Source organism: Lysobacter sp. Soil_C_15 (assembly GCF_057657315.1).
This window is the reverse complement of the sequence record NZ_JBDGIR010000003.1, coordinates 458,246-480,643: the sequence shown is the minus strand read 5'-3', so window position 1 is coordinate 480,643 and position 22,398 is coordinate 458,246. Positions and strand designations below refer to the sequence as shown.

Annotated in this window: 21 protein-coding genes; 5 read left to right on the top strand and 16 right to left on the bottom strand. The window is 71.0% G+C overall.

Annotated elements, in window-relative coordinates; genetic code table 11:
- Positions 1 to 72: 72 nt before the first annotated feature.
- The 9 genes from alr to AC3A57_RS10005 form a co-directional block, all read right to left on the bottom strand.
- Positions 73 to 1,164 carry an alanine racemase gene (alr, locus tag AC3A57_RS10045; RefSeq protein ID WP_487578779.1) on the bottom strand — a complete coding sequence of 364 codons (1,092 nt, stop codon included), beginning with the start codon at positions 1,162 to 1,164 and terminating at the stop codon, positions 73 to 75.
- Between the two features lie 594 nt (positions 1,165 to 1,758).
- Complete coding sequence (locus AC3A57_RS10040; protein ID WP_487578778.1) at positions 1,759 to 2,091, bottom strand: glycine zipper 2TM domain-containing protein; 333 nt, start codon at positions 2,089 to 2,091, stop codon at positions 1,759 to 1,761.
- A gap of 339 nt (positions 2,092 to 2,430) precedes the next feature.
- On the bottom strand, positions 2,431 to 2,871 hold the full coding sequence (locus tag AC3A57_RS10035) for a nuclear transport factor 2 family protein (protein ID WP_487578777.1): 441 nt from the start codon (positions 2,869 to 2,871) through the stop codon (positions 2,431 to 2,433).
- 141 nt (positions 2,872 to 3,012) lie between these two features.
- Positions 3,013 to 4,425: a replicative DNA helicase gene (locus tag AC3A57_RS10030; protein ID WP_064748255.1), complete on the bottom strand. Its 1,413-nt coding sequence runs from the start codon at positions 4,423 to 4,425 to the stop codon at positions 3,013 to 3,015.
- Between the two features lie 364 nt (positions 4,426 to 4,789).
- Entirely contained in the window at positions 4,790 to 5,242 is a 453-nt protein-coding gene (gene rplI / locus AC3A57_RS10025) for a 50S ribosomal protein L9 (RefSeq protein ID WP_487578776.1), read from the bottom strand.
- 166 nt (positions 5,243 to 5,408) lie between these two features.
- Positions 5,409 to 5,639 (bottom strand): 30S ribosomal protein S18, encoded by a 231-nt coding sequence (gene rpsR / locus AC3A57_RS10020; RefSeq protein WP_031372470.1) that lies wholly within the window; start codon positions 5,637 to 5,639, stop codon positions 5,409 to 5,411.
- Between the two features lie 11 nt (positions 5,640 to 5,650).
- Positions 5,651 to 6,079, bottom strand: a complete 429-nt coding sequence (rpsF, locus tag AC3A57_RS10015) for a 30S ribosomal protein S6 (RefSeq protein ID WP_064748257.1) — start codon at positions 6,077 to 6,079, stop codon at positions 5,651 to 5,653.
- 259 nt (positions 6,080 to 6,338) lie between these two features.
- Positions 6,339 to 8,141: a DUF885 domain-containing protein gene (locus tag AC3A57_RS10010; RefSeq protein ID WP_487578775.1), complete on the bottom strand. Its 1,803-nt coding sequence runs from the start codon at positions 8,139 to 8,141 to the stop codon at positions 6,339 to 6,341.
- Positions 8,142 to 8,329: 188 nt separating this feature from the next.
- On the bottom strand, positions 8,330 to 8,668 hold the full coding sequence (locus tag AC3A57_RS10005) for a HesB/IscA family protein (RefSeq protein WP_221672757.1): 339 nt from the start codon (positions 8,666 to 8,668) through the stop codon (positions 8,330 to 8,332).
- Between the two features lie 279 nt (positions 8,669 to 8,947).
- Between AC3A57_RS10005 and asnS the strand changes: the two genes are divergently transcribed.
- From asnS to AC3A57_RS09980, 5 genes are all read left to right on the top strand, one after another.
- A complete protein-coding gene (gene asnS / locus AC3A57_RS10000) occupies positions 8,948 to 10,348 on the top strand; it encodes an asparagine--tRNA ligase (RefSeq protein ID WP_487578774.1) in 1,401 nt (466 codons plus the stop codon).
- Positions 10,349 to 10,527: 179 nt separating this feature from the next.
- Positions 10,528 to 10,833, top strand: coding sequence for a hypothetical protein (locus tag AC3A57_RS09995; RefSeq protein WP_487578773.1), 306 nt, complete (start codon positions 10,528 to 10,530; stop codon positions 10,831 to 10,833).
- A gap of 11 nt (positions 10,834 to 10,844) precedes the next feature.
- Entirely contained in the window at positions 10,845 to 11,171 is a 327-nt protein-coding gene (locus AC3A57_RS09990) for a hypothetical protein (protein WP_487578845.1), read from the top strand.
- An 8-nt stretch (positions 11,172 to 11,179) separates the two neighbouring features.
- Positions 11,180 to 11,806: an FMN-binding negative transcriptional regulator gene (locus AC3A57_RS09985; RefSeq protein ID WP_487578772.1), complete on the top strand. Its 627-nt coding sequence runs from the start codon at positions 11,180 to 11,182 to the stop codon at positions 11,804 to 11,806.
- Between the two features lie 118 nt (positions 11,807 to 11,924).
- The gene (locus AC3A57_RS09980; RefSeq protein WP_487578771.1) at positions 11,925 to 12,710 is read left to right on the top strand and encodes an SDR family NAD(P)-dependent oxidoreductase; all 786 of its coding nucleotides are present in this window, start codon (positions 11,925 to 11,927) and stop codon (positions 12,708 to 12,710) included.
- A gap of 186 nt (positions 12,711 to 12,896) precedes the next feature.
- On the opposite strand, the gene AC3A57_RS09975 is transcribed toward AC3A57_RS09980, so the two are convergent.
- The 7 genes from AC3A57_RS09975 to AC3A57_RS09945 form a co-directional block, all read right to left on the bottom strand.
- Positions 12,897 to 14,768: a carboxypeptidase regulatory-like domain-containing protein gene (locus tag AC3A57_RS09975; protein ID WP_487578770.1), complete on the bottom strand. Its 1,872-nt coding sequence runs from the start codon at positions 14,766 to 14,768 to the stop codon at positions 12,897 to 12,899.
- On the bottom strand, positions 14,765 to 16,996 hold the full coding sequence (locus AC3A57_RS09970) for a hypothetical protein (RefSeq protein WP_487578769.1): 2,232 nt from the start codon (positions 16,994 to 16,996) through the stop codon (positions 14,765 to 14,767). The genes AC3A57_RS09975 and AC3A57_RS09970 overlap by 4 nt, the downstream gene beginning before the upstream one ends.
- Positions 16,993 to 18,180, bottom strand: a complete 1,188-nt coding sequence (locus AC3A57_RS09965; protein ID WP_487578768.1) for a BatA domain-containing protein — start codon at positions 18,178 to 18,180, stop codon at positions 16,993 to 16,995. Before AC3A57_RS09965 ends, AC3A57_RS09970 begins: the two co-directional genes overlap by 4 nt.
- The gene (locus AC3A57_RS09960; RefSeq protein WP_487578767.1) at positions 18,177 to 19,070 is read right to left on the bottom strand and encodes a DUF58 domain-containing protein; all 894 of its coding nucleotides are present in this window, start codon (positions 19,068 to 19,070) and stop codon (positions 18,177 to 18,179) included. The genes AC3A57_RS09965 and AC3A57_RS09960 overlap by 4 nt, the downstream gene beginning before the upstream one ends.
- Positions 19,071 to 19,078: 8 nt before the next feature.
- Entirely contained in the window at positions 19,079 to 20,095 is a 1,017-nt protein-coding gene (locus AC3A57_RS09955) for an AAA family ATPase (protein WP_487578766.1), read from the bottom strand.
- Between the two features lie 181 nt (positions 20,096 to 20,276).
- A complete protein-coding gene (locus tag AC3A57_RS09950) occupies positions 20,277 to 20,978 on the bottom strand; it encodes a DUF4159 domain-containing protein (RefSeq protein WP_487578765.1) in 702 nt (233 codons plus the stop codon).
- A 79-nt stretch (positions 20,979 to 21,057) separates the two neighbouring features.
- Entirely contained in the window at positions 21,058 to 22,392 is a 1,335-nt protein-coding gene (locus AC3A57_RS09945; RefSeq protein ID WP_487578764.1) for a TldD/PmbA family protein, read from the bottom strand.
- Positions 22,393 to 22,398 lie beyond the last annotated feature (6 nt).

The following is a 22,398-nucleotide window of genomic DNA, read 5'->3' as shown; positions in this document are numbered from 1 at the left end:
GGCCTTCGACAGCCCGCGCCATGAGGCCGGGCCAAGCCCGCCCCCGTCGCCGCGCGCAGCCGAGCGCCGAGCTCAGCTCTCGACGAAGCGCACCCGGCGGGTGATCGAGCAGGTCAGCTCGTAGCCGATGGTGGCGCTGGCCTGCGCGATGCGTTCGACCGGCAGTTCCGGTCCCCACAACAGCACTGGGTCGCCGACCTTGGCCCCGGGCACGCCGCGCAGGTCGATGGTCATCAGGTCCATCGACACCCGGCCGATCACCTGGGTGTCGTGCCCGGCGACTCGCACCGGGGTGCCGGACGGCGCCGCGCGCGGGTAGCCGTCGCCGTAGCCGATCGCGGCCACGCCGATCCACATGTCTTCCGGGCATTCCCAGGTCGCGGCGTAGCCGATCCTTTCGCCCTTGCGCACCCGGTTGACCGCGATCAACCGGGTCGACAGGGTCATCGCCGGGCGCAGGCCGAAATCGGCGCCGGTGCGGCCTTCGACCACGCTGATCCCGTACAGCAAGCCGCCCGGGCGGATCCACTGCGCATGCGCATCCGGCCAGCCGAGCACCGCGGCCGAATTGGCCAGCGAGCGCGGCCCGTCCAGGCCTTCGGTCGCGGCGGCGAAGGCGCGCAGTTGGGCGCGGGTCTGGCCATGCCCGGCCTGGGCCGGGTCGAGCTCGTCGGAGCTGGCAAAATGGTTCATCAGCACGATCCCGTCGGCGACCGCCGCCGCCTCGCGCAGGCGCGCATGCGCCTGGCGCACCTGGTCGGGGGCGAAGCCGAGCCGGTGCATGCCGCTGTCGACCTTGAGCCAGCAGCGGATCGGCTCGCCGGGGCCGGCCTGCTCGAGCATCTCGATCTGGCTGGGATGGTGGACCACCGATTCGACTCCGAGCCGGCGCAATTGCGGCAGGTCGTCGGCCTCGTCGAAGCCCGACAGCAGCACGATCGGCTGCGACAGGCCGGCGGCGCGCAGCCGGTCGGCGTCGGACAGGGCCGCCACGCCGAAGGCGTCGGCGCCTTCCAGGGCGCGGGCGACGCGCTCCAGGCCATGGCCGTAGCCGTCGGCCTTGACCACCGCCATGACCCGGCTGTGGGGGGCGAGCGCCCGGGCCTGGGCGAGGTTATGACGCAAGGCGTCGGTGTGGATGCTTGCGCAAGTCGGTCGTGCCATGCGCCGCATTCTAGCGAGCGCCGCCGGCGCGCCGATGAGCTGAATGTGAAGTCGCTGCGCTTGTGCAGGACGGGCAAAGCCGGGGACGTCGGTTGCGGGGTGGGGGCGCGTGGCAGGAGCAAATCCCCCCTGCCCCCCTTTTTCAAAGGGGGAGAACAGCAGCAGCGCGGAGGGAATGACGGTAGCGCGGGGCAGTCGCGCGAAACATTGCTGCGCGGCGAATGCCCGCGCGGCGGATGCTCTTGTAGGAGCGGCGTAAGCCGCGACCGGCGGCCTGCGCGACTCCATCCATCGCACCGCCACGCCCATTGCCGCACACCAGGGGTGGGAGCGGCGTCCCACGGGATTTCCTCCGGTCACAAGCCGCGACCGCGAACCCGCGGGAAGCGACGAACGCTGCGGCGGGCCCATCCCCCTGCCCCACTTCTCCAACCGAACGACGGCGAGAACAAAAAGCCGCGCGGACAAACGCCCGCGCGGCTTCGATGTCGAGCCTGGAACGATCGGCAGGAGCGCGCGGCTTGGGCAAGCACGGAGCGACGAACCCGCTCCCGCTGCGCTAGCGCCTATGCGCCCGCTCGTGAGCGCTCAGGCTCAGTCGCAGCGACGCTCGATCACCGTCTCGGTCTTGTTCTGCTGGTGCTCCTGGATCTTGCGGCCCGCGAGCGCGCCGCCGACCGCACCGGCCGCCGTAGCCAGCTTCTTGCCGTTGCCGCCGCCGACCTGGTTGCCGAGCAGGCCGCCCGCGACCGCGCCGATCGCGGTGCCGGTGATCTTGTGCTGGTCCTTGATCTGCTTGGGACGCTGCACTTCGACGTCGTAGCAGCGCGGGGTCTTCTTGGACTTGCTCTGGGCGCCGGCGACGCCGGTCGCCGCGACGCAGGACATCAGCACGATCGCGAAGGTGGATTTCAGGTTGGAGTTCATGGACGCACCGATGGAAGGGAGGAAAGAATCGAGTGATACGATGCGCCGCGCTGCGTCACGAACACGTCAATCGCCGAGCGTTCGGCGGTGCGCGACGCGCAGCGGCGGCATCGCGCAGCAGGCTAGCGCGATGCAGCTGAACGGGCGATGCAGCGATGCGATGGCGATGCGCAAGGACGCGGCGCATTTGCGACAACGTGCGCGGCATCACTGATTGGCGGCGGCGCCCCGGGGCCGGCGCCGGGCCGAAGACGGCCCGGCCCACTCCAGCGAACACGTTATCCGCATCGGTTCCCGGCGCGGACCGCCGCGGGGCCGAGCCGGGCGGCGCGATCGCGCTCAGCGCGGCTTGCTGTGCCAGAGCGCGTTGACGATGATCCAGCGGCCGTCGAAACGGCCCATGTGGAAGTAGTCGACGAACCACGGCGTTTCCGCGCGCACCGCGGCGGCGTTGCCGGCCACGTCGAGCACCCGGCAGCTGCGGTTCCATTGCGCCTTGGGGGTCTTCAGCGCGCCCTGCTTGGTCAGCTCGACCAGCTCTTCCTTGGACATGCGGCGCAGCCCGAGGCGCTCGTACGGGGTATCGCCGATCACCGCGCGCTTGGCCAGGTCCGGGTGCAGGGCGCGCGCGACCCGTTGCGGATCGGCTTCGAGCTGACCGTCGAGGTAGTCGAAACAGGTCGCCTCGATCGCGGCGATCGTCGCCGGCTCGGGCGGCGCCGCCGGGGCGGTCGGCGCGGCGGCGCTTGCGGCCGCAAGCAGCAGGGAAAACATCGACATCCAGGCCTCCATGGGGCGCATGCGGACCTGGAACGGTCCGCCGGCGCCGAGCATAGCCGGGCGCCGCCGCGCGGCCAGTGCCTGTAGTCGGGGCGGCGGGACGAACGCCGGCTATCGCGGTGCGGACCCGCTCGCGCCGGCCTACTCGAACGAACCGATCGAATCGTGGCTGAGGTTGTCGAAGCGGGTGTATTCGCCGAAGAACTTGAGCTTGAGCGAGCCGGTCGGGCCGGAGCGCTGCTTGCCGATGATGACCTCGGCCAGGCCTTTGTCCGGCGAGGTTTCCTTGTTGTAGTAGTCGTCGCGGTAAATGAAGATGATGATGTCCGCGTCCTGCTCGATGGCGCCGGATTCGCGCAGGTCGGCCATCACCGGGCGCTTGTCGGCGCGCTGTTCCAGCGAGCGATTGAGCTGCGACAGCGCGATCACCGGCAGGTTGAGCTCCTTGGCCAGGTGCTTGAGCGAGCGCGAGATCTCGGAGATTTCGGTGGCGCGGTTTTCGCTGTTGCCCGGCACCGACATCAGCTGCAGGTAGTCGATCACGATCAGTCCCAGGTCGTGCTCGCGCTTGAGCCGGCGCGACTTGGCGCGCAGCACTTCCGGCGACAGGCCCGGGGTGTCGTCGATGAAGATCTTGACCTCGCGCAGCTGGCGGATCGCGCCGGTGACGCGGGCCCAGTCCTCGTCCTCGAGCTGGCCCGAGCGCAGGCGCTGGGCGTTGACCCGGCCGACCGAGGAAATCAGGCGCAGGGCCAGCTGGCTGGCCGACATTTCCATCGAGAACACCGCCACCGCCTTCTTGGTGCGGAAGGCGACGTGCTCGGCGATGTTGAGGGCGAAGGTGGTCTTGCCCATCGCCGGACGCGCGGCCAGGATCAGCAGGTCGGTGTTCTGCAGGCCGGCGGTCATCTCGTCGAATTCGGTGTAGCCGGTCGGCAGGCCGGTGACCGCGCCGCCGTTGGCGTAGCGGGTCTGCAGCACGTCGAAGGCTTCCGACAAGGCCTTGGTCACCGGGGTGAAGTCGGTGCGGCCGCGGGCGCCGGCTTCGGCGATCGCGAACACCTGCTGCTCGGCCTTGGCCAGGATCTCGCCGCTGTCGCGGCCGTCGGGCTGGAAGCCGTCGTTGACGATCTCGGTGCCGACCTCGATCAGCTTGCGCATCACCGCCTTGTCGCGAACGATCTCGGCGTAGGCGGCGATGTTGGCCGCCGAGGGCGTGGTGCTGGCCAGTTCGATCAGGTAGGCGCCGCCGGCGACCTGCTCGGACAGGCCTTGCGAGTCGAACCATTCGCCCAGGGTCACCGCGTCGAACGGCCGGCTGCGCTCGGCCAACTCGCGGATCGCGCGGTAGATCAGCTGGTGGTCGCGGCGGTAGAAGTCTTCCTCGACCAGTTGGTCGGCGATGCGGTCGTAGGCGTCCGGCGCCAGCATCAGGCCGCCGAGCACCGCCTGCTCGGCCTCGACCGACTGCGGCGGCACCCGCAACTGGTCGACGCGCTGTTCGGCGCGGGTCTCGAAACGCTTCTCGCCGCGGAAACCGGATCGTGCGCTCATCGGGAAGGCGTTCCTCTGCTCAGCATGGCGGCGGCCGGGTCGGCGACCGGACGAGCCGCACGGACTCGGAAGGGATTACGGGCGCACCGGCCGCGATCCCGCCGCGGCGCGTCGCCGGACGAAGAACGGGAAACCGGGCGCGCCTGGTGAAAACATGCCGCGTGAAGCGGCATCGTAGACGCGATGCGCCGGCGGGAGTTGCAGACAGCTCTGTAGCGGACCTGTGGCGAAGCTGTGGATAAGGCGTGGACAACTCGCCCTTCTATCGCCCGACCGGGTCGCCCAGGCTGAGACTCGCCCGCGCCTGCGCCGCAAAAACGAAAGGCGCCCAGAAGGCGCCCTTCGCATGCCGCGGTCGGACCGATCAGGCCGCTTCGGGAGCGACGGTGACCTTGACCGTGATTTCGACGTCGGCGTGCAGGTGCAGCAGCACGTCGTATTCGCCGGTGCGGCGGATCGGGCCTTCGCCCATGATCACTTCCGACTTCTCGACCGGGTGGCCGGCCTTGGTCAGCGCCTCGGCGATGTCGCGCGGGGTCACCGAACCGTACAGCTTGCCTTCGGTGGCGGCGTTGGCGTAGACGGTGATCTCGACGCCTTCCAGCTTGGCCTTGCGGCCTTCGGCGCCGTCCAGCAGCGACTTGGCCTTGGCTTCGTACTCGGCGCGGCGCGCTTCGAACTCGGCCAGGTTGGCGGCGGTGGCCGGCACGGCCTTGCCCTGCGGCACCAGGAAGTTGCGGCCGTAGCCCGGCTTGACGTTGACCTTGTCGCCAAGGTTGCCGAGGTTGGTGACCTTCTGCAGGAGGATCAGTTGCATGGGATTGCTCCGTATTCGTTAGCGGGCCTGTAGGCCCGCAGCAGGATTCGCTGTCCGAAGAAGCGAGGAGTGAGTGCGGAGAAGCGAGGAGCGAGCGAAAGCAAAAGGCTTCTCTCTTTTCTCACTCCTCCAGGCGGCGGAGCCGCCACTCGCTCCTGCAACGCCGTTAGGCGTTGTGGTTGTCGGTGTACGGGATCAGGGCCAGGAAGCGGGCGCGCTTGACGGCCGTGGCCAGCTGGCGCTGGTACTTCGACTTGGTGCCGGTGACGCGGCTCGGCACGATCTTGCCGGTCTCGGTCAGGTACTGGCGCAGGGTGTTGAGATCCTTGTAGTCGATCTCTTTGACGCCCTCGGCGGTGAACTTGCAGAACTTGCGGCGGCGGAAGAACTTGGACATGGGGGCGATCCTCAGGCGGCTTCGGCGTTGTCGTCGGCGTTGTCGGCGGTGCCGACAGCGTTGTCGCTGTCGTCGTCACGACGACGGCGCTCGCCGCGCTCGGGCTTGTCGCCCTTCTCGTCCTTGAACTTCATGATCAGCGACTGCTCGGTGTCGGCTTCGTCGCGCTTCATGACCAGGTGACGCAGGACGGCGTCGTTGAAACGGAAGCCGTCGACCAGCTCGTTGAGCACGGTCTGGGTGACTTCGATGTTGAGCAGGACGTAGTGGGCCTTGACCAGGTTCTCGATCGGGTAGGCCAGCTGGCGGCGGCCCCAGTCTTCGAGACGGTGGATCTTGCCCTCGCCGCCTTCGATCAGCGACTTGTAGCGCTCGATCATGGCCGGCACCTGCTCGCTCTGGTCCGGATGGACCAGGAACACGACTTCGTAATGACGCATGGTGTGATTCCTTGTGGATGAAGGACCGCCGACGGCGGCCCGGTTCAGCCCCCCAACGCCGCAACGGCGCGGTGGAGCAAGGTCCCCTGCCCGGCCTGAGGCCGCGCGGGAGCCGGAAAGTATGGCAGCCCGGGCCTTGCAGGGCAAATCGCCGCACTTCTAGCCTGCGCGGGCCGCCCCCGAGCGAATCCCAGCCCCCAGCCCCCAGCCCCCAGCCCCCAGCCCCGAGTCCCGAGTCCCGAGTCCCGAGTCCCGAGTCTCACTTCCGCCCGAGACCATCCTTCCTGCGCGCGATCCAGGCATCGATGTGCTTCTCCAGCACCGCCAGCGGCACCGAGCCGGTCGCCAGCACCTCGTCGTTGAACTCGCGCAGGTCGAAGCCCTCGCCCAGGGCCTGGCGCGAACGCTCGCGCAATTCGGAGATCTTCAGCTGGCCGATCTTGTAGGCCAGGGCCTGGCCCGGCCAGCCGATGTAGCGGTCGATCTCGTTGACCACGTCCTGCTCGGTCTTGGGCGCGTTGTCGAGGAAGAAGGCGATCGCCCGGTCGCGGCTCCAGCCCTTGCTGTGCATGCCGGTGTCGACCACCAGCCGCACCGCCCGCCACATGTCGTAGGCCAACTGGCCCATGCGGTCGTAGGGGTCGTCGTACAGGCCCATGTCGTAGCCCAGGCGCTCGGCGTACAGGCCCCAGCCCTCGCCGTAGGCGACGAAATAGCCGGTGCGGCGGAACATCGGCGCATCGGCCAGTTCCAGGCCGCTGGCGAACTGGAAGTGGTGGCCCGGCACCGCCTCGTGCAGCGACAGCGGAATCATTTCCCAGGTCGGCCGGGTCTCGGGCTTGTACAGGTTGACGTAATAGAACCCGGCGCGGGTGCCGTCGACCGCGCCCGGCAGGTAATAGGCCGTGGTCGTGTCGGGGGCGACGTTGTCGGGGATCGGGCGCACGCCGTAGGGCTGGCGCGGAATCTTCTTGGAGATCTTGACCAGCTCCGGATCGATCCGCTTGGACACCGCGCGATAGGCGGTCAGCAGCGCCTCCGGCGTCTTATGGAAGAACTTCGGGTCGCTGCGCAGGTGGGCGAAGAACTCGGCCAGGCTGCCCTTGAAGCCGACTTCGGCCTTGACCTTCTCCATCTCGGCGCGGATCCGCGCCACTTCCTTAAGCCCGATCTGGTGGATCTGCTCGGCGCTGAGGTCGGTGGTGGTGAAATCGGCGGCGAGGAAGTCGTAGTAAGCCTTGCCGTCGGGCAGCTCGCTGGCGGCGATGCCTTGGCGCGCGGCCGGCAGGTACTCCTTGTCGAAATAGGCGGCGAAGTCGCGGTAGGCCGGCACCACCCGCTCGCGGATCAGCTGCTGCGCTTCGCGCTGCAGGCCCTCGCGCTCGGCCGCCGGCACGCCTTCGGGGAAGCGCGCGAACGGCTTGTACAACGGGCTCTGGGCCGGGTCGTCGACGATCTGCTTGGCGATCTGCGCCGGCACCCGCTGCATCAGCACCTTCGGCGGCACGATGCCGGCCTTGACGCCCTCGCGCATCAGCGCCTGGTTCTGCTCGATCAGGGCCGGCAGGCCGCGCAGGCGCGCCAGCCAGTCGCGATAGTCCTTCACGGTCTGGAACGGTTGCGCTTCCAGGATGCCGTCGGCCAGTTGCACGCCGCCGCTCTGCCCGACCGGGATCAGGTACTCGCGGAAACGCTGCCGCTGCACCGACTTCTCCAGGTTCCAGGCGAACACGTCGTAATTGAGTTGGTCGGCCTCCGACAGGCGGCTGCGGTCGATCGCCTTCAGCCGCGCCAGGGCGGCGCGGTCGGCGGCCTGGCGGGCCTGGATCGCGGCCAGGCCGACATCGCTCCAGCGGTCGTTGTAGCGCTTGTCGCCGTTGAAGGTCGCGCCTTCCGGGTTCTCGCGCAGGCCGCGCTGCCATTCCTCGTCGAACAGGGCGTGCAGGGCTTGCGCGCTGGCGTTGCGTTGGACCGCGGCCGGCTCGGCCTGGGCGGAAGCGGCGGCGATGGGCAGGGCCAGGCCGGCCGCGATCGCGGCGGCGAGCAGAACGGGTCGAAGCATGGCGGGTTCCCCGGGAAACAGTCTCCGAGTCTAGCCCGCGGCGCCGGCGGCGCCTTATGGCGAAAGTTGGGCCGGGCGCCGAAACCTGGCGCGCCGAACGAAGCGCCTCGAAGCTGGCGCGCCGATTCGGACCGGCCCAACCAGGCGCGATGCCCTGCGGCGATCGCCGCCGGCCGCGCGCCCGCGCCTCAGGCCGCGTCGGCGGAGGTGGTGAAGCTTTCGCCGCAGCCGCACTCGGCGGTGGCGTTGGGGTTCTGGAACACGAACATCTCGCCCAGGCCCTGCTTGAGGAAGTCGATGCGGGTGCCGTCGACCAGCGGCAGGCTGATCGGGTCGACGTAGATGCGCACGCCGTCCTGCTCGAACACGGTGTCGCCCTCGCGCGCCTCGCGCGCCAGGTCGGCGGTGTGCTGCCAGCCCGAGCAACCGGTCTTGGTCACGCCGAAGCGCAGCCCCAGCGTGCCGGGCGATTCGGCCAGGAAGTGCTGGACGCGGGCGAGAGCGGCGGGAGCGAGGGTGACGGCCATGGACGGGGCTTCTTGGTGGTTTCTTGGAGCTTGCGGTGGAGGGTCGGCGCAGCGGATCGCGACGCCGGATTCATGTTATCAGCCCGGCCGCGGCCGGCTGTACCCGATATGGCGGCTGACCGGGCCGGTTCAAGCCTGGGTTCAGGCCCGTGCCGCCGGGCCCGGGGCGGCGCCGTGACCGCCGCCGCAGTTCGCCGGACCCTGCCCTCCGGCGCGTGCGGCCGGCGCCATCCGTTATGATCGCCCTCCCTCACACGCAACGCGCTAAGGCGGCACGACATGACGGTGGTAAGCGTCGAACAGGCACTCGCAGGCAAGGTTCCGGCGGGCGGCGAGGTCACGGTACGCGGCTGGGTGCGCACCCGGCGCGATTCCAAGGCCGGTCTGAGCTTCGTCAACGTCAGCGACGGCTCCTGCTTCGCGCCGATCCAGGTGGTGGCGACCAACGCCCTGGCCAATTACGAAGACCAGGTAAAGCACCTCACCACCGGCTGCTCGGTGATCGCCACCGGCACCCTGGTCGCCTCGCAGGGCCAGGGCCAGAGCTTCGAGATCCAGGCCAGCAAGCTGGAAGTGGTCGGCTGGGTCGAGGACCCGCTGACCTACCCGATGCAGCCCAAGCAACACTCGCTGGAGTACCTGCGCGAGTTCGCCCACCTGCGCCCGCGCACCAACCTGTTCGGCGCGGTGACCCGGATCCGCCACTGCCTGTCGCAGGCCGTGCACCGGTACTTCCACGAGAACGGCTACTACTGGATCAGCACCCCGATCGTCACCACCTCCGACGCCGAAGGCGCCGGGCAGATGTTCCGCGTCTCGACCCTGGACCTGGCCAACCTGCCGCGCGGCAAGGACGGCGCGGTCGATTTCTCGCGCGACTTCTTCGGCAAGGAAACCTTCCTGACCGTGTCCGGCCAGCTCAACGTCGAGGCCTACTGCCTGGCGCTGAGCAAGGTCTACACCTTCGGCCCGACCTTCCGCGCCGAGAACAGCAACACCACCCGCCATCTGGCCGAGTTCTGGATGATCGAGCCGGAGATCGCCTTCGCCGACCTGATGCAGAACGCCCAGGTCGCCGAGGACTTCCTCAAGTACCTGTTCCGCGCGGTGCTGAACGAGCGCGGCGACGACATGGCCTTCATCGCCGAACGCGTCCAGCCCGACGCGATCAGCCGCCTGGAAGCCTTCATCAACTCGCCGTTCGAGCGCATCGACTACACCGATGCGATCGCGCTGCTGCAGAAGTCGGGCAAGAAGTTCGAGTTCCCGGTCGAATGGGGCCTGGACCTGCAGACCGAGCACGAGCGTTGGCTGACCGAGGAACACGTCGGCCGGCCGGTGGTGGTGCTGAACTACCCCGAGCACTTCAAGGCCTTCTACATGCGCCTCAACGACGACGGCAAGACCGTCGCGGCGATGGACGTGCTGGCCCCGGGCATCGGCGAGATCATCGGCGGCAGCCAGCGCGAGGAGCGCCTGGACGTGCTCGACGCGCGTATGGCCCAGTTCGGCCTGGATCCGGCGCACTACGGCTGGTACCGAGATTTCCGCCGCTACGGCACGGTGCCGCACGCCGGCTTCGGCCTGGGCTTCGAGCGCCTGGTGGTCTATGTCTGCGGCCTGGCCAACATCCGCGACGCGATCGCCTATCCGCGCGCCCCGGGCAGCGCCGAGTTCTGAGTACGCCGGAGCGGCTGCGTCCGCTCCCAGCCGTCGTTCCCGCGAAAGCGGGAACCCAGGGCTTCGTCGCGACCGCGCGGCGAAGTCTCTGGATCCCCGCCTTCGCGGGGACGACGATCACCGTCGTGCGCGGCGAGCGGCCGGCAACGCGCTCCCCGCGCCTCATCGAGAGGCAGCGAGTGATCCTGTTCCTGGCCCTGACCTTCGTCGGCATCGCGATCTCCGCCGCGTGCGCGTTCGCGATCTTCTGGCCGCTGGCGCTGGTGCATCTGCGCGACCGCCACCCCTCGCTGCGCGGCGAACTCGGCGAGGCCGCGTTCGTCAGCCCGCAGGCCTGGCGCTGGCTGCTCGGCAGCCGCTACCGCGAAGCCGGCGACCGCAACCTCGACGGGCTGGCGACGCCGGCGCGGATCTCCCTGTTGACCGTTTTCGCCGCACTGGCCTGCGCCGGCCTGCTGTGGCTGCTTTCCATGGTGGTGTCATGAGCGAATCCGAAATCTCCAGCGCCGGCGACGCCGGCGCTTCCCGCAGCGAGCAGTGGTGGCTGGCCACCCTCGGCCGCACCGTGATCTGGGCCCGGCTGCGGGTGCGCGAGGCCGGCACCGCCGAGGTCTTCGACAGCGACGGCAACACCCTGCCCTACGACAGCGAAGACACCGCCCGCGCCGCGCTGATGGACGCCGAGTTCGTCGAGCTGGACGGCCTCGACGAGGACGACGCGCAAGCGCGCGGCTTCGCCCTGGCCGAACTGGCGCCGCCGCGCGCCGGCGACGACCAGGGCCTGGCCGCGCTGATGATCCAGAAGCTGCCGCAACGGCACTGAGCCCGGCCATGTACCTGCCCCGCGCATTCGCCGAAACCGACCTGGGCGCGCTCGACCGCCTGGCCGACGCCTACGACTTCGCCAGCCTGATCACGGTGCGCGAGGGCGCGCCGGAGGTCAGCCATCTGCCCTTGCTGTACCGGCGCGAGGGCGAGCGGATCGAATTGCGCGGCCACTGGGCCCGGCCCAACCCGCAGGCGCGCCACGCCGGCCCGGCGCTGGTGGTGCTGCAGGGCCCGCACGCCTATGTCTCGCCGGGCTGGTACCCGGACAAGGAAAGCGCGGCGCGGGTGCCGACCTGGAACTACGCCCTGGCCCATCTGCACGGCGAGTTGCGGACCTTCGAGGACGAAGCAGGACTGGCGCAGTTGATCGACGACCTCAGCCGCCGCCACGAAGCCCGCCTCGGCAGCGACTGGCGCTTCGAGTTCGAACGCGACGACCACCGCCGCCAGTTGCGCGGCATCGTCGGATTCCGCTTCCTGGTCGAACGGATCGAACTCAAGTTCAAGCTCAGCCAGAACCATCCCCAGGCCAACCGCGACAGCGTCGTCGCGCGGTTGCAGGCGCAGGATCGCGACGACAGCCGCGCCATCGCCGCGCTGATGCGCGAGCGCACCGCGCAGGCCGAGTGAGCGGCCGAGTGACTGGCCGAATGAATCGGCGCGCGGTTGCGCGGTCCAAGGACGCCCCGCCAAGGTCGGCCGGGAGCGTCGTCGGAGCGAATCGAATCGAACGAATCGGAGACTGCGTATGGATCTGAACCTCAGCGGCAAGCACGCCCTGGTCTGCGGCGCCTCCGAAGGCATCGGCCGCGCCGCCACGCACGAACTGGCCCTGCTCGGCTGCGACGTCACCGTGCTGGCGCGCCGGGCCGAGGCCCTGGCCGAGGTCGCCGCGGCCTTGCCGCGCCAGGGCGCGCAGGCGCACGGCTGGATCGCCGCCGACGTCGCCGACGCCGCCGGCCTGGCGGCTCAGGTCGAGGCCCTCGCGGCCGGCAAGCCGGTGCAGATCCTGGTCAACAACACCGGCGGCCCGCCGGGCGGTCCGGCCCATACCGCCGCCGACGCGGCCTATTTCGATGCCTTCCAGCGCCATCTGATCGCCAACCACACCCTGGTGCGCGCGGTGCTGCCGGGCATGCGCTCGGCGCGCTGGGGGCGGATCGTCAACGTGATCTCGACCTCGGTACGCGAACCCATCGTCGGCCTGGGCGTGTCCAACACCATCCGCGGCGCGGTCGCCAGCTGGGCCAAGACCCTGTCGCGCGAGTTGGCCGCCGACGGCATCACCGTCAACAACGTCCTGCCCGGCTACACCAAGACCGGGCGCATCGAACAGATCATCGCCGACCGCGCGCGCAACAGCGGCCAGTCCGAGCAGGAAGTGATCGAGGCGATGCGCAAGACCGTGCCGGCGCAGCGCTTCGCCGAACCCGGCGAGATCGCCGCCTGCATCGCCTTCCTGTGCTCGCCGGCCGCCGGCTACGTCAACGGCGTCAGCCTGGCCGTCGACGGCGGCCGCATGCAATCGATTTGAGTCCGCACCCAGTAGGAGCGGCGTGAGCCGCGACAGGGGACGCGTCGAACGCCCAGCGGCGATCGGCGCCGAGCGAAGCCACGCATCGTCCCTCTCGTCCACGGACATACCGCTTTGGTCGAGATGGAACGCGGTTTCGATAAGCGGCCTGCAATACTGAGGTGTCTGCGCGTCCCGTGTCGCGGCTCACGCCGCGCCTACAGGGGCGGCATCGCGGCGTCCGAGGCGCGAGCGTTCGAACCACCACAGCAGGCTTGCGGCCATCAGCCAAGCCAGGAACCAGGGCCAGGCCGGCATGCGCGCCGGCGCGGTCGGCGCGAACCAGCGCGGTTGCGCCGGGTCCAGGGCGACCGCCGCCGATGGCCGCACCAGCGCCGCGGTCGCCTGGCGCAATTCGTTCGCGCGCAACCCCGGTGCCTCGTCCTGGGCCCGCACCACCAACGGCACGCGTCGCGCGCCGTCGACCAACAGATGCCAGCCGGCCTGTTGCGGCCAGAATCCGGCGCAGCGCCGCGCGCCGCTGGCCGGGTCGGGCAGCAGTCCGATCCGGCCGCCGTCGGGCGCGAACACCTGAGCCGCGCCGCCCAGCCCGCACAGCACGCTGCGGCGGTGCTGGCGGAACGGGTCCGATTCGGCGGCCTCGTCGCGCAGCGGCGCTTCGACCGCGCTCGCCCGCGCCAGCGTGGCCACGGCCTGGCTCCACAGCTGCGCATGCAATTCGTCGCGTCCGGCCAGCACCAGGCGAAAACTGTCGCCCAAGGTCCATACCGCGACCCGCCCGCGGCCCCGGGCGCGCCAGGCCGCCAAGCCCGCGCCGTCGGCGGCGCGCAGCCAGACCTGCGCCGTCGCCGGCAAGTCCAGCGCCCGCCGGCTCAGCATCGGTGTCTCGCCAGGCGATTGCTCCGGCCGCCTCGGCGCGTCGGCGCTGCCGGGCCCCAGGCGCGCCCGCACCGCGGCCTCGTCGCGCGCCTGCGCCGGCCAGCGCGCCGGCAGCGCCTCCGCGCCGGCGCCGAGCTCGAAACCGAACCCGCGCCACTGCGCTCGGGTTCGCGCCGACAAGGGACCGGTGACGCGCAACAGCACGCCGAGCCCGTCGCGTGCCGCCGCCGACACCGCGGTTCGCGAGGCCTCGCTCAAGCCGTCCCAGGCGCGCTCGTCGACCAGCAGCAGGTCGAAACCGGCCAGGGTCGCGGCATCGATCGGCAACGGCGGGTCGCCGATCTGCAGTCCGGCGCCCAGCGCGATCTGGCTGTGCAGGCGCACGCCGGCGTCCTCGGCCCATCGCCGCAGGTACTTCAGCTCCGGATTCGGCGCGCCGGCGAGCAGCAGCACGCGCGGCGCCGCGTCCGCGGCGACGTTCAGCGGCAGCGACAAACTGTCGACCGCCGCGCCGCGCGCATCGCGAAGGCGCACAACGAACTCCACCGGGCCGGCCACCCGGGCCAGGCCTTCGAGACGAAAGCGTCCGTCGCGCGCCAGCGCGATGCGGTCGATGCGCTGGCCGGCCGGATCGAGCAGTTCGGCGCTGCCGCCGGCCAGATCGTGGGCGCGGCCGTGCACGGCGAAGACATTGCCCGCGCTGGCCCGCTGCGGCGGCCACCATTCGCTCAGGCCGCGCGGCAGCGGCGCCGGAGCGAAGCTCAGCGCCAGCCCCTGCGCCGCAGCGCGATCGCGCGGCTCCAGACCGGCGCCGATCACCCGCAAACGCCGCGTCTGCGGATGACGGCGCAGGGCCGTGGCCAGGTCCGGCACGCGTTCGCCGTCCACACCGTGCGGCGCCTCCGGCAGGACCACCCGCGCCGCATCCGCGGCGAACGCGCCCGGCGCGGCGGCGGCGGTGAGCACGACCAGTTCCGCCTGCGGCGTGCGCAGCGGAGGCGGGAACAGGGTCAGCAACAACAGCGCCGCGCACAGCGGTTGCGCGGCCAGCAACAGGCCCAGCCGCCAAGTGCGTGCGCGATGTTCCGGCACGGTACGGTACTGGCGCGCGAGCAGGCGCAGCACGGCGATCAGCGTCGCCGATGCCAGCAGGGCGGCTACCGCGACGCCCGGGCTCATCGTCCGCCCTCCGCCTGCAAGGCCTCGAAATAACGCCGGTCGCCGGCATCGCCCGCGGCGCGGCGCGGCACCGTCGCCGGCGGACGCGCCAGCACCGGCCACAGCAAGGCGCGCAGGCGCGCCCGGCAGTCGCTGCAGTCGCCGCGCTGGCGCAGCGCATCCAGCGCGGCCGCGAACGCCAGCGGATCGCTCACCCGCTCCGGATGCGCGCCGAGCCAACGCTCCAGGGCGGCGTAGTCGACCGGCGCCGCGGCGGCGCCCGGCACTGGCTGCAAGGCCTGCCACCAGGCCGCCGGCAAGGGGTCGGCGGCGGTCGCCGCGACCAGCGGGTCGGCACGCCGCGCCAGACCGGCGCGGTCGCCGCTGAGGCGGCGAGAGAAATCGATCGGCGGCAGCTCCGGGCCCACCCGGGCCAGGTAGATCCGGTCCGCCTGCTGCACCTGCTTGATCAGGCGCAGGGCGCGATAGGCATAGGGCAGCGCCAGTTGCGGCCGGCCCTGGCGCAGTTGCAGTTCCGACTGCCACATCTCGTCCAGCGCCGATTTGAGCAAGGCCCGGGTCTTGGGATCGAGCAAGGTCGCGGCCTCGGCGATGTCGTGGGTGTGGCCGAACTGCTCCAGCACCGAGCCGGCTTCGCCGAAGCGCTGCGGCACCGGATCGTGGGCATGGCCGTCCTCGCCGGCCGGCGCCGGTTTCGCCGCCGCGCCGTCTTCGCCGGATTCGGCGGAGTGGCCGTCGTGGGCGCCGCCTTGGTGCTCCGCGGCGTCGTGCCCGGGCTCGGCCTCGCGCGCGTCGTGGGTCGGCAAGCTCGGCGCGCCTTCGGATTCCTCGCCCAGGAACTGGCCGTAGCGCAAGCGCAGCAAGCGCTGGTCGACGCCGATCGCGTCGGAACGCTGGACGAAGCGTTCGCCGTCGAGCTTGCGCCGCTGCGCGATCAGCGCTTCGGCGTCGATGATGATCTGGCGCTGGCTGCGGAAATACGCCGGCATCACCGTCTTGACCAGTCCTTCCACCCCGGTCGCCTCGCTGCCCTGGTCGGCCGGCCAGCGCAGGATCAGGCTGGCGCTGCGCACGCTGTGCGCCTGCGGGCGGCGGTTGTCGTCGACGCTGAGCTGGACGATCAGGTCGTCGCCGCGGGCGAAGCCCAGCGCGGCCAGATCCAGGCGCTGCGCATAGCGCTTGGCGGCGATGCCGCCACGGCCGGGCACGCGCAGGGTCTGCTCGCGAAAGACGATGTTCTCGCCGCTGCCCTGGGCCAGGGTCACGCGCAGCGTGGCGTAGGCGGCCAGGCCATAGTCGTCGCTGGCGTCGAAGGCCAACGGCCAGTGGCGCTGGCCGGGCTCGACCAGGCTCAGGCTGCGCTCGGGCTCGATCGTCCGCAGTTGCGGCGGACGGTCCGGCACCACGTCGAGCCGGTGCAACCGCTGCGACTGCGCCGCCGGCGCGCCGCGGGCGAGGATCCGGTACAGCGCAGAACGGGCCAGCGTGCCTTGCCCATGCCAGTCGCCGTCCGCGCCGCGCTGCAAGGGCAGCCGCCGACCGTCGAGGAAGGCCAGTTCGGCGGCTTGCGGTTGCGGCGCGAAACGCAGCCGCCAGCGCAGGGTCGAGCCTTCGGCGATGCGCCCCTGCAGGCTGGGTTCGTCGCGCGCCGGCAGGCCGGTGTAGGCCGGCGGCTGCACGCGCAGGTTGTGCGCCAGCAGGCGCGGCTGCCCCGGCGCGGCGGCGACCGCGGGCGCCGGCGCCAAATCGCCTTCGCTCGGCGCCGCCGGGGTTCGCGGCCACAACAGCGCGGCGGCGACGAGCGCCGCAGCCGCCAGCCCCGACAGCGCTATCCATCGCCGCGACCAGGCCGGGCGCAGGTCCGGCGCCGGTCCGGCGGCCAATCGCGCCTGCAGCCGCGCCTGCTGCAGGCGCTGCAATTGGTTGAGATCTTGCTCGCGCGCGAACAGCAATTCGGCGCTGTCGTCCATGTCGCGGCGCAGACCGTCGAGCCGTCGCGTCAGCCAGCGCCGGTCGAGCGCGACGACGGCGCGCCAGGCGAACGCCGACACGATGCCGGCGGCGACGACCAAGCCGAGCGCGGCGGCGGCGGTACCGCAAACGCGCCACAACCCGACGCCGAGCGCCCCCGCCCATGGCAACCACAGCGCGGCCCGGTCCAGACCACGACGCCAACGCGCCGCACGCCAAGCCCGGCGCAGCCGCAACTCGGCCGCAGCGGCGCTCACGGCCCGCCCCCGTTGCGCGCCCGTGTGGCCCGCCAGCGCTCCAGCAACGCGACCAGGGCGATAGCTACAGCCAGCCACGGCCCCAGGTCCTGCGGCGGCAAGACCGAGGCGACCGCGCCGGTGCGCGGCGCGACGTCGCCGGCCCGCGCCCGCGTCGGCGGCGGCGGAGACGGTTGGAACAAATCGCGCAAGCCGGCGACGAAGCCGGGTTCGAGCAGTTCCGGCCATTGCGCCGGCGACAACGGCCGGGTCAGGCGCAGCAGGCGGCCGCGACCGTAGCGGCCGCCCTGCGCCAGCACCGCGCCGGCGGCGTCGCGCCACAAGGCAGCAGGTTCCGGCGCGGCATCGGCCGGCCAGTCCGCCTGCGCGTCCAGCAACACGGTGGCGCCCTCGCGCGCGCGCGCCAGGACCGTCGCGGGTACCGCGCCGGGCGCGAGCCAGATCAATCCGTTCGAGGCCTGCGGCCAGGGCGCCGAAAACGGCGCGACGTCGGTTCGCGCGTCCGCCGGCGCGGTCGCGCTCCAGGCGATCAGCGCCGCGCGCAGGTAGGGCAGCGCCGAAGCGCGCTCGGGCGCGTGCCGCAGCGCCGGCGGCGCGACGGCCGCCGCCGCGACCGCCGGCGGCGACGGCGAAGCGCCCTCGGTCGCGTGCCATTCGATCCGCCGCGACAGGCGCACCCGCTCTGCGTCCAGTCCGCCCAGGCGCTCGGGCACGAACACCTGCAGCGCGGCCTGCGCCGGCAGGCGCGCATCGAGTTCGCGCAACAGGCTGGCGGTCGCCGCGGTGCCTGCGTCGGCGGGCGGGACAGCAGCCTCTTCGGCGACGGCGGGAAACCCCGGGGTCAGCCAATGCAGGCCTGCGCCCTGCGCGGCCGCCGCGGCACGCGCCGCGGGCAAGTCCGCGCCCGGCGCCACCGCCACCCAGGCGCGTGCGCTGTCGGCGCCCGACAATACCGGCCGCGCCAGCCACAGCGCCAGCAGGGCCAGCAGCAACAACCGCAGCAACAGCAGCGGCCAATCGTCGAAGCGGATACGCTGGCGCGGTTTCGGCCGTTGCCGCAACCAGCGCAGCGCGGCGAACTCGGTCGGGCGCTGTTCGCTGCGCCGGGCCAGATGGATCAGCAAGGGCAGGACCCAGGCCGCCAGCGCGGCCAGGCCCAAAGGCAGCAACAGCGCCAGGCTCACGCGCCCTCCGCTGCGTCGCGTCCGCCGAACAACCGCCGCAATGGCAGATCCAGCTCCTCGTCGAGCACGTACTCGGCATGGCGGACGCCGCAGGCCTGCAATCGCGCGTCGATCGCCTGGCGTGCCGCGGCGAAGCGGCGCAGGAACTCCTCGCGTAGCGCGGCGCCGTCGCCGAGCAGCTCCTCGCCGGTTTCAGGATCGCGGAAGCGGTGCCCGCCGCGGTACGGGAAGTCGCGCTCCTCGGCGGTCAGGATGCGGATGCTCAGCACTTCGCGCCGCGCCGCGGCCAGCCGTTCGGCGACCTCCAGCGCGGCCTCGTCGAAGCCGTCGCCGAGCATCAGCACCAGGTCGCCGGCGCCGATCCGCTCCCACAACGGCCGCAGCCGTTGCGGCGACGGCCAGCGACCTTGCGCGCACAACGCATGCAGTTCCAGCCACAGCCGGTCGCGCTGGCGGGTGCCGGCGGCCGGGGCGATCAGGCGCAGGCCGTCTTCCTGCAGGGCGATCAAGCCGAAACGGTCGCCCTGGCGCAGGGCCAGCTCGGCCGCGCACGCGGCCAGGGCCTTGGCCGCATCGAGCCGGCTCCAGCCGGGACGCGCGGCATCGCCCTGCCCCATCGAGGCGCTGGCGTCGACCAGCAGCCATAGCGCCAGCGGACTTTCGCGCTCGGCTTCGCGGACGAAGAAGCGGTCCGAGCGCGCGTACAGCTTCCAGTCGATCTGGCGCGGCTCGTCGCCGGGCTCGTAGGCGCGGTACTGGGCGAATTCCAGGCCGGCGCCACGGCTGCGGCTGCGGTGCTGGCCCAGTCCGTGCGCGCCGAGCGAGCGCCGCGAAACCAGGCTCAGACCGCGCAGGCGCGCCCGCACCGCCGGCGGAATCAGCTCGCGCATGCGCCGGCTCAGGCGTCCGGCGCAGGCAAAGCGCGCAGCAGCGCCGCGACCACATCGTCGGCGCTGCGCGATTCGGCCTCGGCGGCGAACGACAGCAACAGGCGGTGGCGCATCACCGGCGCGGCCAGGGCGATCACGTCCTCGCGCGTCGCGGCCAGGCGGCCGTGCAGCAGGGCGCGGGCTTTCGAGGCCAGGGCCAGCGACTGGCCGGCGCGCGGGCCGGCGCCCCATTTCACCCATTGCCGGACCTCGCTCGGCGCGCCCTCGCCCGGCCGGCTGGCGCGCACCAGGCGGGTGATCCAGCGCAGCAGGTCTTCGCTCAGGTGCACCTCGCGCACTCGCGACTGCAGCGCCAGCAGGTCGGCGCCGTGCATCACCCGCGGCACCTGCGCGCCGTGGCTGCCGGTGGTCTGGCGCAGGATGTCGTGTTCTTCGTTCTCGCTCGGATAGCCGACCCGGATGTGCAGCAGAAAGCGGTCGAGCTGGGCTTCGGGCAAGGGATAGGTGCCGGCCTGTTCGAGCGGATTCTGGGTCGCCAGGACGAAGAACGGCGCCGGCAGCGCATGGGTGGTGCCGGCGTAGCTGACCGTGCGTTCCTGCATCGCCTCCAGCAACGCCGCCTGGGTCTTGGGCGGGGTGCGGTTGAGTTCGTCGGCCAGCAGCAGATGGGTGAAGATCGGCCCGGGCTGGAAGCGGAAATGGCGATGGCCGGTGCCGTGGTCTTCTTCCAGCAGCTCGGTGCCGAGCAGGTCGCTGGGCATCAGGTCGGGGGTGAACTGGACGCGCCGGAACTGCAGCTCCAGCGCCTGTCCCAGCGAGCGCACCAGCAGGGTCTTGCCCAGCCCCGGCACGCCCTCGAGCAGGCAATGGCCGCCGGCGAGCAGGCCGATCAGCAACTGCTCGACCACCTCGTCCTGGCCGACGATCGCCCGCGCGATCGCCCCGCGCAGTTCGCCCAGCCGCGCCAGCAAAGCCTGCAACCCGGCTTCGCCGCCCACTTCGTCCGCTACCGCCTTGGTGTTCATGTCTGGTCCCGATTCCTTACGCATCGAATGCAAGAGCAAAAGCAAATCCCCCGCGTCCGCTGCGCGAACGCCGCCCCCTTGTGCAAAGGGCAACGGCACGAGCGCTCGATGCCGTGCCCCCGCCTTTCGCCCGTGGCCGCTTCTGCCTCTGCCACGCTTTACCCCGACCGAGTCCGCACCCTCACCCCATCAACGCATACATCACGATATTGACCGCGAACTTGGTGTTGTCTTCGGCCAGGAAGCGCTTGTTGCGCCAGTCGTAGTCCCATTCGCAGCCGTAGTCCTTGTTGCTGTACAGCACGCCCAGGCGGCCGTCGATCTCGATCCCCTGCAGGTAGTCGTGGACCAGGTCGTCGCCCCAGCCGTTGAGCTCGAAGCCGGTCGCCGGCGGACCGTCGAAGACGAAGAAGCTGCGGTAGAGAGGGTGGTTCCTGGGCAGGCGCTTGAGCGCCTTGCGGCCGAAGATCGACGCCATCTGGCTTTCGAACGAACGCGCGAACAGACCGTCGATGTCGTGGTTGCAGTCGTCGACGAAGACGAAGCCGCCGTTGCGCACGTAGCGCTCGAAGTTGCGCCGCTCCTCGGGATTGAACTCGACCAGCTTGTGCCCGGCCAGGTAACAGAACGGCGCGCCGAGCATCTTCGGATCGGACAAGGCCAGCACATGTTCCTTCGGGTCCACCCGCAGGCCGGTGTAGTCGACCAGCGCGGTGATCAGGTTGGCCGGCATGCGCTGGTCCACGTCCCAGTCGCCGGAGTCGTACTTGAGCCGGGTGAACCAGAAGTCGTAGTCGGCCGCGGCCCGCGCCAGCGGCGAGCGCGCCAGCCAGGCTCCGGCCAGGCCGCCGGCGAGCAGGCGCAGGAAGGCGGCGCGGTTCATCGCCGTCCTCGCCGGCCGGCGCGCAACGGCCGGGACGGTCCGCGATGCCGCCGCGGCGAACCGCCCCGCACCGCCATGCTCAGACCGCGTCCGAGAGCGAGGTGAAGGTGAAATCGCGCAGCTTCATCGGCGGGATCATCATCACGAAGCTGGACTCGTCGCCGGCCACCCGCACCGGCCGGCCGAGCTCTTCGATATTGTTGAGCATGATCACCGGCGACTCGTTGAAGCGGAAATTCTTCACCGGATGCTTGATGGCGCCGTTCTCGATGTAGAAGGTGCCGTCGCGGGTCAGCCCGGTCAGCAGCACGGTCTGCGGATCGACCAGGCGGATGTACCAGGTTCGGGTGACCAGGATGCCCTTCTGGGTGCCCTTGATCAGCTCGGCGGTGGACTTGTCGCCGCCGGCCATCAGCAGGTTGCCCGGCTGGCCGACCGCCTTCTTGCCCTGCTTCTGCGCCCAGTAGCGCGAATAGCCCAGCGCGGCGATCTTGCCGTTCTCGACCACCGCCATCTTCTCGCGCGGCAGGCCTTCGTTGTCCCAGGGCAGCACCGCGGCGCGGGCGTCCCAGGGGTCGGCGCTGATGTTGACCCGGCTGTCGTAGACCTGCTCGCCGAGTTTGTTGCCGCCGCCCTTCTTGGACAGGAAGCTGCGGCCTTCGTCGGCCTGGCGCGCGTCGAAGAAGCCCATCATGAACGAGATCAGCCCGGCGGCCGCGGCCGGCTCCAGGATCACCGTGTATTTGCCCGGCTCCAGCGCCTTGGCTTCGGCCGATTCGGTGGCCTTGCGCATGGCGATGCGGACCTCGTTGTCGGCCTTGAAATCGGCGGCGTCCTTGAGATTGCGGCCGACCCAGCCCGAGCCCCGGCCGTCGTCGGTGCGCACGGTGCAGGTGTAATTGAAATTGGTCGCTTTCTGGTAGCCGAAATTGCCGTTGCTGTTGGCGATCGCGACGAAGCTGCGGCCGTCCTCGAGGAAACCGGCGGCGGTCAGCTTGCCGGCGCGGCAGGGCGCGATCGAGTCGGATGCGGCCTTGGCGCGGAACTCGGGATCGATCGCTGCGGTGGATTCGCTGAAGGTCGGGCTGGGTTTGTAGTCCTGCTTGCCGATCGCCGGCACGAACTCGGGATTCTCCGGCGCCAGCCGGGCCAGATCCTCGGCGCGGCGCACCACCCGCTCCAGCGCGGCGTCGTCGAACTCGTTGATCGTGGCGATGCCGACGCGCTTGCCGAACGCCACCTGCACGGCCAGGTCGACGTTGCTGACGATGCCGCTGGTGGAGACGTCGTTGAGGGCGAAACGGATGTTGCCGTCGACCGACCCGGTCAGGGTCGCGGTGCACTCGTCGGCCTTGGACAGGGCGATGACCTTGTCGAGGATGGCCTTGGCTTCGGCTTCGGTGAAGATGCTCATGGTCGT